Genomic DNA, 13,098 nt, shown 5'->3' on the forward strand with positions numbered 1-13,098 from the left:
ATAGCCTTGAACCTCCTGAAAAATGAACAAACTAAAAAACTGTCGGTTAAAAGCAAAAGACTCAAAGCGGCTTGGGATGAAGACTATTTATTAAGGATATTGAAAATAAAAGTGTGAGTTTGCCCTGAATGGGAAGGATGGCTATATCTTCATAAATTTATAGAAATTGAAAGAAATAAAATTGATAAACTATATGAAATGTCTTATAATACTTCAAATGAGTTTATTGTAAACCAAAATACTGGATTGTTTAAATATGATAATAAATTTTATATTCTTAACAAAGAAAATTACAGAATAATAGAATTAACGAAAGAAATTTTCAACAAGGTTGCCAAGAATTCTACCTTTAGAAAAAACAACAATAATGAAGATGTCAGATTCTTGGTTGAAAAAGGAATTTTAATAATAAAAAATAAAATTCATGAAATTATTAAATAAAATATATATACGTATCTCATTATATATGCTCATAGCCTTATCATCATCATTTCTATTTAGGTATGATATTTTTGGGTTTTATAAAAATTGGAAACTTTCTCCCATACTTGATATATATAAATCACTTTTAGAAGGATTAGGTCCTTTTGCGGGTGCTTTGATTATTACATTTATATTTAAAGTTAAGAGGAAAATCTCTTTTCTTGGAATTGCAAAGTTAAAAAGTATCTTAATGATTATTACTCCAATTTTAATACTGTTTATGTTTGGAATAAAAAATAATACAGGTTTTAATAAACACGTATATGGGATGCTTATAGGAATTTGGATTGTCCTTTATGGAATAGCTGAAGAGACAGGATGGAGAGGGTATTTACAAGATGAATTAAGTAATTACAAGCCTATCATTAAATATTCTGTTGTAGGGGTGTTTTGGTATGTGTGGCATCTTACATTTTTAGGAAATACAAATATTTTAAATGAATTTTTTATTTTTTCTATATTAGTAATTTCTAGCATTGGAATAGGCTTAATTGCAGACAAGACTAAATCTATTTTCGCAGCTGCATGTTTTCACATAATTGGTAACATGATTGGGTTTAGTACATTATTTACTACTATTTTTAGTTTAAACAAACGTTTAGTTATTGTTGGAATTTGTGTGGTTGTATGGATTGCAATTATGAAAATACGTATATATACAAAAAAGGTTAATGATTATTAAATTTATTCTTATCCTATTATCTGTTCAAATAATTCACTTTCAAGATGAAAATCACAAACGTAATGAAAGATCTAAAAAGACTATAGATTTCCTAATTGAACATATAACAAAAAAGTGAACAACATTTAAATAAAATTAGAGATTTAATTATATTTAAAAAATAATTTAATTTTACTTAAAAAGTAAACTCTCGTATTTTTTAATTCTATATTTTTGGGTAGTGTCTAAGAAAAAACCGCCAATTGGCGGTTTTTCTTTTAATCATAGCAAAATTCCAAAACTTATTTTCCTCCAAGCATTAACAATTCATTTACAATTACTTCTGTAATATATTTTTTATTCCCTTCTTTATCATCGTAGCTTCTTGAAGTTAATTTACCTTCAATAGCAATTTCTTTTCCTTTTTCTAAATATTTTTCAACAATTTCAGCTGTTTTATTCCATGCCACTAAATTGTGCCATTCAGTGTTGGTTATTTTTTCACCATCTGCATTTTTGTAGGTTTCATTTGTGGCAAGTGAAAATTTTGCTAGTTTACTGCCGTTCTCAAGGGTAATAATTTCAGGATTGCTTCCTAAGTTTCCAATTAATTGTACTTTGTTTCTTAACGTATTCATAAGATAAGTTTTAAATTAAGTCAAATCTCGTTTGTTCGATTCAACAGTGCAAATATGAGTAGCTTCATAATATTTATTCGGTTGGTATTTAATTACTTTCGAATGTAAATGATTGTAATCGTTTGTACACGAATATTTTTTGTATATTTAAATCTACAAACTAAAATGTTGGATTATGATAATTGACTTTAATAACGAGATTTGGAAATATTATAAAGGAGAAAATTGGAGTGATGATGATGAATATATGGTTTCAAATTATGGAAGAATTAAAAAGAAAAAAATATATGAAGAAGATTGGAGGCTTTCTCCAACATCTTTGGTTAGTGAATATTTATCTTTTGGAATTAGAAAAAAAAATAGGAAAAAGAATAAAGGATCTTCAGCATATGTGCACAGAGTAGTTGCTATTTTGTTTTGTGAAAAAAGAGAGGATCAAAAATATGTAATTCATTTAGATTTCAATAAAGAAAATAATATGATTTATAATCTAAAATGGGTTAACAAATCAGAAATGTTTTTACATCATAAAAATAATCCAAAAAAAATTAGTAGAAGAGGACAACGAACTTATTCTAAATTAAGTGAAGGACGAGTTCGATTAATAAAAAAGAAAATATTTGACCCAAATAGAAGAACAAGAATGCGTTTAATTGCAAAACAATTTGGTATTTCAGAAATGCAATTATACCGAATTAAATCTGGTGAAAATTGGGGTAGTGTAAAAATTGATGATTAAATTAAATTGTGAAAATAAACTATGAAAAAAAATTGCTTAGAATGTGGCGAGCCATTTCAAGGACGCATTGACAAAAAATTTTGCTCTGATTATTGTAGAAATACGTACAACAACAAAATTAACAAAGACAGTAAAAACCTTATTAGAAATATTAATAATAGATTACGAAAAAATCATCGATTATTAACTGAGCTAAACAAAACAGGAAAAACAAAAGTTACCAGAAGGAAATTATTAGATGGTAATTTCGATTTTAATTATTATACTTCTATTTATACTACAAAAACTGGAAATACCTATTATTATGTGTATGACCAAGGATATCTTAAATTAGAAAACGATTATTTTTTATTGATTAAAAACGAATAATTTTTCACCAAAAACAAATTCAACTTTTATGAAAACCAACTATCAAACCGTAATTTCATTTTTACTATTCATTTTTATTGGCTACTATAGTTTTGTCTCTTTAACGCCTTCGGCAAGTATAAAAGAGAAAAGTAGTGAAGTAGTATTTTCTACCCCAAAAGCTTTAAATGAATTAAAAGAAATTACCAAAAAACCACATTTTGTTGGTACAATTGAGCATGAAAATGTAAAAAATTACTTAAAATCACAATTAGAAGCACTTGGTTTACAAGTGGAAATACAAGAACAAGTGGCGGTTAATAAAAAATGGAGAGCTGCCACCAAAGTCAAAAATATTATTACAAAAATAAAAGGTACTCAAAACGGTAAAGCTTTATTGCTGTTATCTCATTATGATTCAAATCCACACTCTGCAATTGGTGCAAGTGATGATGGAAGTGGCGTAGTAACTATATTGGAAAGCGTTAGAGCTTTTTTGGCATCAGGGAAAAAGCCTAAAAACGATATTATTATTTGTTTTTCAGATGCTGAGGAATTAGGTTTATTAGGGGCAAGTGCCTTTGTAAATCATCATCCTTGGGCAAAAAATGTGGGTTTAGTTTTAAACTTTGAAGCTCGTGGTAGTGGCGGTCCAAGTTATATTCTTTTGGAAACCAATGAAGGAAATCATAATTTAATTCAAAATTTTCAGCAATCAAAAGCATCGCATCCAGTAGGAAATTCATTAATGTATAGCGTATATAAAATGCTACCTAATGATACCGATTTAACTATTTTTAGAGAAGATGGAAATATTAACGGATTTAATTTTGCGTTTATTGGTGATCATTTTGATTATCATACGGCACAGGATTCTTTTGAACGTTTAGATATTAAATCGTTAAAACATCAAGCAACATATTTAACAGCGACTTTAAATTATTTTGCCAATGCCAACTTAGAAAAATTAAATTCGCAGCAAGATGATGTGTTTTTTAACTTTCCATATTTAGGGATAGTTTATTATCCTTTTGCATGGGTTTTGCCTATGTTTTTTGTTTGTATTCTTTTATTTATAGGACTTTTATTTATAGGACTTTTCACTAAAAAATTAACGGTTAAAGGAATTTTTATTGGATTTATTCCGTTAATTATTAGTTTAATTTCATCAGGATTGTTTGCTTATTATGGTTGGAAATTCATCCTTAAAATTCATCCTCAGTACAAAGATATTTTACAAGGATTTACTTATAATGGATATTATTATATAGCGGCTTTTGTAGCAATAACGGTTGCTATTTGCTTCGCAATATATAATCGATATTTTAAGAAAATTAGCAAACAAGATTTATTAATTGCTCCTTTATTTATTTGGTTACTTATTAATGCAGGAATTGGATTTTATTTAAAAGGAGCAGGATTTTTTAGTATCCCTGTAATCATTTTATTAGTAATGTTAGGTGTGTTTATTTTTTCAAATTCAAAAACAAATACTACCTTGTTTTTTACAATTTTGAGCTTGCCAATAGTTTTAATTTTCGCACCTTTAGTAAAAATGTTTCCTGTTGGGTTGGGATTAAAAATGTTGGCAATAAGCACCGTGTTAACCGTATTGCTATTTAGCTCGTTAATTCCTGTATTTCAACAATATACAAAGATAAAACAACTTAAAAAATTAGTTGCACTTGTAGGCGTTTTATGTTTTGTAATAGCGTATTTCACTTCTGATTATAGCATTAATCGAAAAAAACCAAATAGTATTTTTTATCTTTTAAATACTTCAAAAAATAAAGCATTTTGGGCGAGCTATAATTATAGGACAGATGATTTTACAAAACAATTTTTAGGTGATAAACCTACTAAAGGAAGTTATGACACTAACACAATGGCAAGTAAATATCATACTAATATTAAATTATATACAAAGGCTAAAATAGAAAATTTACAAAAACCTACTATTTCAGTTTTAATGGACACCATAATAGATAATAATAGAAAAGTTACTCTTGAAATTTTTTCGAATAGAAATGCAAACAAAGTAGAATTATTAACTAAAACGCCTTTAAAATTAAAATCTTTTATAATCAACAATGAAGTATTAAAAGGTAATGCTAAATCAGCTGATGTTATAGATTTACAAAAAGGAACTTTGTTAAGCTATTACAGAACATCAAAAGATGAGAAAATAATTTTACAATTAGTTGCGGATAAAAATCAAAAATATGATTTAGATATATTAGAAATAAAATATGATTTGTTTACCAATAATGCGTTTAATGTAAAACCAAGAACAAGTAAAATGATGCCAATGCCTTTTGTTCTAAGTGATGCTACAGTTATTAAAACAAACTTAAAACTCTGATGAACCAATAAATATCTAAAATTTACTTTTTGTATAACATGTTGGCAATACTAAAACTCTGAAATTCTCATAGTATTTGCCATACCACGTTCTTTAACAGGCATAGAAGTTACGTTAACGGCATAATCACCTTTGTTTAAATATCCGTGTTTATGTGCTAAATTATTAATATCCTCAATGGTTTGGTCAGTACTTACAAATTTATCATAATAAATTCCTTTAACACCCCAAAGTAAATTTAGCATAGTTAAAACTCTTCGGTTTGAAGAGAAAACTAAAATGTTTGATTTTGGTCGCCAAGATGAAATATGGAAAGCTGTAAACCCTGAATCTGTAAGCGTTGTAATAACTTCAGCGTTAATTGCATTAGCAGTTAATGCCGCTTGATGGCAAAGTGTTTTTGAAATAAAACGATCATTTACGCATTGTACATAAACTTCAGGAATAGAAATTAAAGGAGAATTTTCTACACTTTCAATAATTCTACGCATTTGCTTAATTACTTCAACAGGATATTCTCCAACAGAAGTTTCTCCAGATAACATAACCGCATCCGCTCCATCCATAATAGAATTTGCCACATCATTAACTTCAGCTCTAGTAGGCACTTCACTATTAATCATAGTTTCCATCATTTGGGTTGCTATAATTACAGGAATATGTGCTTTTTTAGCTTTCAACACTAATCTTTTTTGAATTAAAGGTACTTTTTCCATAGGCACTTCTACTCCTAAATCACCACGAGCAACCATTAATGCATCGCAATGAGATGTTAATTTATCAATATTTGCAACCGCTTCTGGTTTTTCAATTTTAGCAATTACAGGTATTTTAAAAGGAGAATTTTCTTTAATTAACGTATTTAGCTGAATTAAATCTTCCGGCGTTCTTACAAAAGAAAGTGCCATCCAATCTACATTCATTTTTATAGCAAATAAGGCATCTTTTATATCTTTTTCTGTAAGTGCAGGTAATGATATTTTTGTGTTTGGTAAGTTTACACCCTTTTTAGATTTTAATTTACCACCACGCAAAACTTTAGTAATAACATCGGTTTTTCTATCTGTTGCAGTTACTTCAAATAATAATTTACCATCATCAACCAATATTTGCTCACCAACCTCTACATCTTTTGGGAAATTTTGGTAAGTCATAAAAGCTTTTTGGCTAGTTCCTTCACATTTTTCAGTGGTAAAAGTAAAGGTGTCTCCTGATTTTAGTTTTACCTTTTCAGCCATTTTACCAACTCTTAATTTTGGGCCTTGCAAATCGGCTAAAATGGCAACGTGGTAATTTTTTTCTTTATTTATTGTTCTAATTATTTTTATTTTTTCTTCAACATCGGCATATTCAGCATGCGAGAAATTAACTCTAAATACATTTACTCCAGAAATCACCATATTTTCAATAATTTCTTTAGTGCTACATGCAGGTCCTAATGTTGCTACTATTTTTGTTCTTTTTGTAATTTCTGCCATAATTAAAATATTAGGTGATCTTTTGATTTTAAGGTGGTTGGGTCAATTAAATAGCAAGTAACTATTTGATTAATATTTTTTAGTTTAGAAACTAATTTTTTTAAAAATAACGGATTATTACATCCGTCTATTTTATAAAAAAAATCTACTTCTTTTTTTTCAGGAATTAAATAAGAAATTGTGCTAAAATCCCCTTCAAATAATCCTTTATTTTTACTCACAGCTTTTGTACTGCATTTATTATTTATTAAGTAATAATTATTTAAACTGTTGCAATCTTCATATTCAAATAATGGATATTCAGATATTGAATCTTTAAAATCTAAAGGATGTTTAAACCTTGTTAATTTGGTGTTTAAGTTTTGGTTTAATAAATAGGCAAGTCTATAATCTTCCTCGGTAGAATGAATTCCTATTAAGGAAAAATCATCTTCTAAATCAAACAAAACGTATTCCATATAACAAGCACTATATATTTTGCAAAATTACTATAGTTTAATCTTTCAAACTAATAATATTACGAAATCGTATTCGAATTATTTTATAAAGATTTAGAAATTTCTTTTTGATAAACAAAAAATGCCCTTTTCGAAGCAATTTCTTCAGCTTTTTTCTTTGATGTGGCTCTTCCTTTGGCTATAACTTTATTATCAAAATTAAGTTTTACGCTAAAATGTTTTACCTGATCGTTACCTGTATCTTCATAAACATCAAAATGAAATTCTATTTTTTGTTTTTGACACCATTCAATAATTAAACTTTTGTAACTGGTTATAATACGTTCTAATTCTTTTACACTAACGTAGGAATCAATTACTTTCTCTTGAATAAATTTCTCACTATATCGATATCCTTTATCTAAATAAATGGCTCCAACTAAAGCTTCAAATATATTGCCGTGAATATCAATTCCAAATTTTGATTTTGAAATATTACTTTTTACAAAATGTAAGAGGTTTAAATCTTGACCTAATTCATTCAAATGTTCTCTACTCACAACCTTAGATCGCATTTGAGTTAAATAACCTTCGTTTCCAGATGGTACAACTTTAAATAAATAAGAAGCAATAATGGCACTTAATATAGCGTCGCCTAAAAATTCTAAACGCTCATAATTTAGAGGTAATCCAGTAGATTTATCAACTTTTTTATTGGAACGATGAATAAAAGCTTTTTTATAATAATACAAATCATTGGGTTTAAAGCCTAATAATTCTCTTAATTCATGTAAAAAAGCCTCGTCCTTTAAATTACGAGATTTTATAATTTTTCGAATGAAATTCATTCAGTAATTTGTTGTTTTAATCTAGTTTTTTAAAGAGCACACATGCGTTGTGTCCTCCAAAACCAAAAGTGTTGCTCATAGCAACTTTAACATCTCTTTTCTGAGGTTTATTAAATGTAAAATTTAATTTAGAATCAATGTGGTCGTCATCAGTAAAATGATTGATGGTTGGAGGAACAATTCCATGTTCAATTGTTAAAATTGAAGCAATAGATTCAATTGCACCTGCCGCACCTAATAAGTGACCGGTCATTGATTTTGTAGAGTTAATATTTAAAGTATAAGCGTGTTTTCCAAAAACCTCTAAAATAGCTTTTGATTCAGCAATATCACCTAATGGTGTAGATGTACCGTGCATATTAATAGCATCAACATCTTCGGGTTTTAATCCTGCATCTTCTAGGCAATCTAGCATTACTTTTTTTGCTCCAATTCCTTCAGGATGTGGAGCAGTAATATGGTAAGCATCAGCAGATAAACCACCACCAACTAATTCGGCATAAATTTTGGCTCCTCGTGCTTTTGCGTGTTCATATTCTTCTAAAATAAGGCTTCCAGCACCTTCTCCTAAAACAAAACCATCTCTATTTTTATCAAATGGTCGCGATGCTGTTTTAGGATCCTCATTTCTTGTAGATATAGCTTGTAAAGAACTGAATCCACCCATACCAGCAATGGTTATTGCAGCTTCTGATCCTCCGGAAACCATAACGTCAGCTTTTCCTAACCTAATGTAGTTGTAAGCGTCAATTAATGCGTTTGCTGAAGAAGCACAGGCTGAAACAGTAGTGAAATTTGGTCCTTTAAAACCATATTTAATAGAAATTTGCCCTGGAGCAATATCGGCAATCATTTTTGGAATAAAGAAAGGATTAAATCTTGGAGTTCCATCGCCATCACAAAAATTAATGACTTCATTTTGGAAAGTTTCTAAACCACCAATTCCAGCACCCCAAATAACACCAACTCTATCTTTATTAATTTTCTCTAAGTCTAATTTTGAATTTACAATAGCCTCATCGGTTGCCACCATAGCATATTGTGTGAATCTATCCATTTTTCTAGCATTTTTTCTAGGCATAAATTCAGTAACATCAAAATTTTTAAGTTCGCATGCAAAACGAGTTTTGAACTTGGAAGCATCAAAATGTGTTATTGGAGCCGCCCCACTAACTCCGTTAAGGAGGCTGTTCCAATACTCATCAATTGTATTACCAATTGGTGTTAATGCACCAAGCCCAGTTACTACAACTCGTTTTAATTCCATATAAAAATTACTTTTTTGCTTCTTCTATATAGCTAATTGCTTGACCTACGGTGCCAATATTCTCAGCTTGATCATCTGGTATTTGGATATCAAATTCTTTTTCAAATTCCATGATTAATTCAACCGTATCAAGTGAGTCTGCTCCTAAGTCGTTAGTAAAGCTAGCTTCTGTTGTTACTTCATTTTCGTCAACGCCTAATTTATCTACGATAATGGCTTTAACTCTTGATGCAATGTCTGACATAATTTTTTAATTTTAAATTTAATTACTTGGCAAAAATATAAAACTTTATTGAAAAGAAAATCTTTTATTACCTAAAAGATAATTTTTACGATTTAAAAATAAGTAAAGTTTTGAATAATGAAACTATAAAGTTGAAAATATTTTAGTTTATTTGTTGATTATTAGCAGTAAATATGCAGGTATGAAACGTATAATTATTTTAGCATCAGGTTCAGGAACTAACGCTGAAAACATAATAAAACATTTTAAAAATAACTTAAACGTTGAGGTAACCAAGGTGTTAACAAATAATCCTAAGGCTAAAGTGTTGCAAAGAGCAAAAAAATTAAATGTTAGCTCAAGTATTTTTTCAAAAGAAGATTTTTATAGTACTAATTCTATTTTAAAATTTTTAAAACAACATGCTGATTATATTATTTTAGCAGGATTTTTATGGAAAGTACCATTTGTTATTCTTAATTCATTTCCAAATAAAATAATTAATATTCACCCTGCATTATTGCCAAAATATGGAGGAAAAGGTATGTACGGAATGCGTATTCATGATGCAGTTGTTGCAAATAAAGAAAAAGAATCAGGAATTACCATTCATTTTGTAAATAGTAATTATGATGAAGGAGCCATTATTTTTCAAAAAAGCTTTGAAGTGTTGATTTGTGATACGGCTGAAAGTGTTGCTAAAAAAATTCATATTTTAGAACAAGAGAATTTTCCAAAAGTTATTGAAAAGGTTATTTTAGAAAATGGAGATTAAAAATCAAGTACATATTTATACAGATGGAGCTTGTAAATACAAATAAATGGGGGGGGAAAAGAAAAGATATTATGTAGTTTGGGAAGGTCAGAAAACGGGGGTTTTAAAATCTTGGGAGGAATGTAAAAACTCTATTCACGGATTTAAAGGAGCAAAATACAAATCATTTAGTACACTTGAATTGGCAAAAAAAGCTTTTTCAGAAAACTATGAAGATTACAGAGGAAAAGTTGTTTTTGAATGTGAATTATCAAAAGAGCAACTTAAACTTATTGGTGAACCAAACTTAGAAACCATTTCGGTAGATGCAGCTTGTAGTGGAAACCCAGGTATAATGGAATACCGAGGCGTTGATACTGAAACAAAAAAACAAATTTTTATTCAAGGTCCTTTTAAGCAGGGAACAAATAATATTGGAGAGTTTTTGGCTTTGGTTCACGGTTTGAGTTATTTAAAACAAAAAAAGTTGGATTATCCTGTTTATTCTGATTCAAAAATTGCAATTAGTTGGGTTAAAAAAGGTCAATGCAGAACTAATTTACAAATTACGTCAGATAATAAATCCTTATTTGAGTTGGTTAAACGAGCTGAAAAATGGTTAAAAGAAAATAAATACACTACTAAAATTTTGAAATGGGAAACCAAAGCTTGGGGAGAAATTCCTGCTGATTTTGGCAGAAAATAAAACATATGCAAGAAACTAAAACAGATTTAAGTGGATTAAACGAAAATCAAAGGAAAGCAGTTGTTAGTGAAAAAAAAAGATTACTGGTTCTTGCAGGAGCAGGTTCAGGAAAAACAAAAACACTTCTTCAAAAGTTGATTTATCTAATTGAAGAGAAAGGAGTAAATCCAGCAAATATTTTAGCCATTACTTTTACTAAAAATGCAGCTAATGAAATGTTGGATAGATTAATAATTTCAGCAGATGAAACAGAAGAATATGCTGAAATTCTTGCCGACAAAAATAAAACCGTAAAAGAAAAGGATACCGAAAGATATTTTTTCACAAAAAAACACAGATGGATTGACAATCTAACTCTAAAGACTTTTCATAGTTTATGTTATGGAATAATGAGAAACTTTGGTGTAAATGAATTTGATAATAAATTTAAAATAATAACCGATAGCAAAGTTATTAATGATGATTTTTCTAAGTTTTCTGCAACAGAAACTTCTTTTGAAATAATACATAAAATTCTAATTGAAAATTGTGAAAAAAATGAATATTTACTGAATCTAAAGAGATACATTTTAGACTATATGGTAGATAAAATCCATATCGAAAATAAAAAAATCTCTTTACCAAAAGATGGAAAATTTTATACTTCACTTAACGGAACAAAAGTTCGTTCCAAATCTGAACAATATATTTCAGATTGGCTTTATAGACATAGTATCAAATTTGAGTATGAACCAAATGTAAACTTTAAAGATTTTGACTTCAAACCTGATTTTTACATTCCTGAAGCAAATTTATATCTTGAACACGTCAGCGATTTAAGTTACCCAACAAAAGGAAAAGAACTTCAATTCAAAAAAGCAAATAAATTATTAGTCAAAACTTTTGAATCACAAACAAAAGACACTACACTTTTTAATTTAGCACTTGAACGAATTATAAAAAACAGATTACCTGCAAACTACCATTACACAAGTGCTTTATCTTTTGAGGAAGAATTTAAGTATTATCATAAAGAAGTAAAAGATTTTTTAAGACAAACTATGCGTGTTGTCGATATGGTAAAAGTTGAAAATTTATCATCTGAATTTATTCTTAACAAATCACAAAAAGACCAACACGAAAGAGTACGAGATTTTTATACTCTTGCTGTTCCAATAATCTCAAAATACAAAACTTATTGCACCAATAAATCATATCTTGATTTTAATGATATGATAATTAAAACAATCTCTCTTTTTAAAAATCATCAAGAAATTGCAGATAAATTTAGAAGAAAATACGAATACATTTTAGTTGATGAATTTCAAGACGTGAATAATCTTCAAGTAGAACTTATCAAACTTTTGCTTACAGATGATAATCAACTTTTTTGCGTAGGAGATGATTGGCAAAGCATATATGGATTTAGAGGTTCTAATGTAGATTACATTGTTAATTTCAATGAGCATTTTAAAAATGCAGAAACAATAAAATTAAGTATGAATTATAGAAGTACTGAAAATATTGTTGAGGCAGGTAATGAAGTTATAAAACACAATAAATTCAAGGTTGAAAAAGACATTATATCTTCCAAAAAATCAAACAGCAAAATTCATATTTATGCAGGAAAAAATGAAGCAGAAAATATTGAATATGTAGTTGGTAAGGTCAATCAGTTAAAGAAAAGAGGTTATCGAAAAGAAGATATTTTATTCCTATATCGCAGAAGTAAAATGTATAATCCATATTTTGAGAGATTTAGACAAGAAAAAATGTTTGTTTCTGGAAAGACAATTCATTCATCTAAAGGTCTTGAAGCGAAAGCAGTTTTTATTATTGGTTTAACTCAAGGAAATGGAGGTTTTCCAGATATTTGGATGGAAGACAGAATTTATCAAGTAATCAAAGAGTCAAATCACGATTTATTGCTTGAAGAAGAAAGAAGATTATTTTATGTAGCAATAACAAGGGCAAAAGACGAACTGTTTTTATTAACAGAAAAAGGAAATGAATCAAGTTTTTTAAAAGAAATTCCAGATGACTTGACCTTCAAAACAAGTATTCCTTTTAAGTCTATAATTGAACAAATTATACTTTGTAGTAATTGTAATAATAGAATTGATGAAGGATTTTCATTTTGTCCATATTGTGGGGCTGAACAAGAAAATGGATAAA

At 28.4% G+C, this 13,098-nt stretch carries 14 protein-coding genes; 8 read left to right on the top strand and 6 right to left on the bottom strand.

Annotated elements, in window-relative coordinates; all coding sequences use genetic code 11:
* Window positions 1–198 precede the first annotated feature (198 nt).
* Window positions 199–441, top strand: coding sequence for a hypothetical protein (locus L3J60_RS06625; RefSeq protein ID WP_291974710.1), 243 nt, complete (start codon window positions 199–201; stop codon window positions 439–441).
* 25 nt (window positions 442–466) lie between these two features.
* Entirely contained in the window at window positions 467–1,165 is a 699-nt protein-coding gene (locus L3J60_RS06630; RefSeq protein ID WP_291974711.1) for a CPBP family intramembrane glutamic endopeptidase, read from the top strand.
* Window positions 1,166–1,446: 281 nt separating this feature from the next.
* On the opposite strand, the gene ssb is transcribed toward L3J60_RS06630, so the two are convergent.
* Entirely contained in the window at window positions 1,447–1,782 is a 336-nt protein-coding gene (gene ssb / locus L3J60_RS06635; protein ID WP_291974712.1) for a single-stranded DNA-binding protein, read from the bottom strand.
* Window positions 1,783–1,957: 175 nt separating this feature from the next.
* On the opposite strand from ssb, the gene L3J60_RS06640 reads away from it, so the two are divergent.
* Genes L3J60_RS06640 through L3J60_RS06650 form a run of 3 tightly spaced genes read left to right on the top strand, consistent with a single transcriptional unit; the run spans window position 1,958 to window position 5,231 of the window.
* The gene (locus L3J60_RS06640) at window positions 1,958–2,521 is read left to right on the top strand and encodes an HNH endonuclease (RefSeq protein ID WP_291974713.1); all 564 of its coding nucleotides are present in this window, start codon (window positions 1,958–1,960) and stop codon (window positions 2,519–2,521) included.
* A gap of 21 nt (window positions 2,522–2,542) precedes the next feature.
* Window positions 2,543–2,890, top strand: a complete 348-nt coding sequence (locus L3J60_RS06645) for a hypothetical protein (RefSeq protein ID WP_291974714.1) — start codon at window positions 2,543–2,545, stop codon at window positions 2,888–2,890.
* A 28-nt stretch (window positions 2,891–2,918) separates the two neighbouring features.
* Window positions 2,919–5,231, top strand: a complete 2,313-nt coding sequence (locus tag L3J60_RS06650) for a M20/M25/M40 family metallo-hydrolase (protein WP_291974715.1) — start codon at window positions 2,919–2,921, stop codon at window positions 5,229–5,231.
* Between the two features lie 50 nt (window positions 5,232–5,281).
* Here the strand turns inward: L3J60_RS06650 and pyk are convergent, their stop codons facing one another.
* The 5 genes from pyk to L3J60_RS06675 form a co-directional block, all read right to left on the bottom strand.
* A complete protein-coding gene (gene pyk / locus L3J60_RS06655; protein ID WP_291974716.1) occupies window positions 5,282–6,709 on the bottom strand; it encodes a pyruvate kinase in 1,428 nt (475 codons plus the stop codon).
* A gap of 2 nt (window positions 6,710–6,711) precedes the next feature.
* Window positions 6,712–7,167 carry an IPExxxVDY family protein gene (locus tag L3J60_RS06660; protein WP_291974717.1) on the bottom strand — a complete coding sequence of 152 codons (456 nt, stop codon included), beginning with the start codon at window positions 7,165–7,167 and terminating at the stop codon, window positions 6,712–6,714.
* Between the two features lie 83 nt (window positions 7,168–7,250).
* A complete protein-coding gene (rnc, locus tag L3J60_RS06665) occupies window positions 7,251–7,994 on the bottom strand; it encodes a ribonuclease III (RefSeq protein WP_291974718.1) in 744 nt (247 codons plus the stop codon).
* A gap of 16 nt (window positions 7,995–8,010) precedes the next feature.
* Entirely contained in the window at window positions 8,011–9,261 is a 1,251-nt protein-coding gene (fabF, locus tag L3J60_RS06670) for a beta-ketoacyl-ACP synthase II (protein ID WP_291974719.1), read from the bottom strand.
* Window positions 9,262–9,268: 7 nt separating this feature from the next.
* Entirely contained in the window at window positions 9,269–9,505 is a 237-nt protein-coding gene (locus L3J60_RS06675) for an acyl carrier protein (protein WP_068209181.1), read from the bottom strand.
* A 181-nt stretch (window positions 9,506–9,686) separates the two neighbouring features.
* On the opposite strand from L3J60_RS06675, the gene L3J60_RS06680 reads away from it, so the two are divergent.
* The 3 genes from L3J60_RS06680 to L3J60_RS06690 are packed head-to-tail and all read left to right on the top strand — an operon-like array spanning window position 9,687 to window position 13,097.
* Window positions 9,687–10,259 (top strand): phosphoribosylglycinamide formyltransferase, encoded by a 573-nt coding sequence (locus L3J60_RS06680; protein WP_291974720.1) that lies wholly within the window; start codon window positions 9,687–9,689, stop codon window positions 10,257–10,259.
* A gap of 46 nt (window positions 10,260–10,305) precedes the next feature.
* On the top strand, window positions 10,306–10,944 hold the full coding sequence (locus tag L3J60_RS06685; protein ID WP_291974721.1) for a ribonuclease H family protein: 639 nt from the start codon (window positions 10,306–10,308) through the stop codon (window positions 10,942–10,944).
* Between the two features lie 5 nt (window positions 10,945–10,949).
* Window positions 10,950–13,097 carry a UvrD-helicase domain-containing protein gene (locus L3J60_RS06690; RefSeq protein WP_291974722.1) on the top strand — a complete coding sequence of 716 codons (2,148 nt, stop codon included), beginning with the start codon at window positions 10,950–10,952 and terminating at the stop codon, window positions 13,095–13,097.
* The last annotated feature ends 1 nt before the right edge of the window (window position 13,098 follow it).

This window comes from Lutibacter sp. (genome assembly GCF_021647475.1).
Taxonomy (GTDB): domain Bacteria; phylum Bacteroidota; class Bacteroidia; order Flavobacteriales; family Flavobacteriaceae; genus Lutibacter.

Coding starts and splice junctions, on each gene's coding strand:
- pyk (WP_291974716.1), bottom strand. CDS start 6,709: ATGGCAGAAATTACAAAAAGAACAAAAATAGTAGCAACATTAGGACCT.
- L3J60_RS06625 (WP_291974710.1), top strand. CDS start 199: ATGTCTTATAATACTTCAAATGAGTTTATTGTAAACCAAAATACTGGA.
- ssb (WP_291974712.1), bottom strand. CDS start 1,782: ATGAATACGTTAAGAAACAAAGTACAATTAATTGGAAACTTAGGAAGC.
- fabF (WP_291974719.1), bottom strand. CDS start 9,261: ATGGAATTAAAACGAGTTGTAGTAACTGGGCTTGGTGCATTAACACCA.
- L3J60_RS06630 (WP_291974711.1), top strand. CDS start 467: ATGCTCATAGCCTTATCATCATCATTTCTATTTAGGTATGATATTTTT.
- L3J60_RS06640 (WP_291974713.1), top strand. CDS start 1,958: ATGATAATTGACTTTAATAACGAGATTTGGAAATATTATAAAGGAGAA.
- L3J60_RS06675 (WP_068209181.1), bottom strand. CDS start 9,505: ATGTCAGACATTGCATCAAGAGTTAAAGCCATTATCGTAGATAAATTA.
- L3J60_RS06650 (WP_291974715.1), top strand. CDS start 2,919: ATGAAAACCAACTATCAAACCGTAATTTCATTTTTACTATTCATTTTT.
- rnc (WP_291974718.1), bottom strand. CDS start 7,994: ATGAATTTCATTCGAAAAATTATAAAATCTCGTAATTTAAAGGACGAG.
- L3J60_RS06645 (WP_291974714.1), top strand. CDS start 2,543: ATGAAAAAAAATTGCTTAGAATGTGGCGAGCCATTTCAAGGACGCATT.
- L3J60_RS06680 (WP_291974720.1), top strand. CDS start 9,687: ATGAAACGTATAATTATTTTAGCATCAGGTTCAGGAACTAACGCTGAA.
- L3J60_RS06685 (WP_291974721.1), top strand. CDS start 10,306: ATGGGGGGGGAAAAGAAAAGATATTATGTAGTTTGGGAAGGTCAGAAA.
- L3J60_RS06660 (WP_291974717.1), bottom strand. CDS start 7,167: ATGGAATACGTTTTGTTTGATTTAGAAGATGATTTTTCCTTAATAGGA.
- L3J60_RS06690 (WP_291974722.1), top strand. CDS start 10,950: ATGCAAGAAACTAAAACAGATTTAAGTGGATTAAACGAAAATCAAAGG.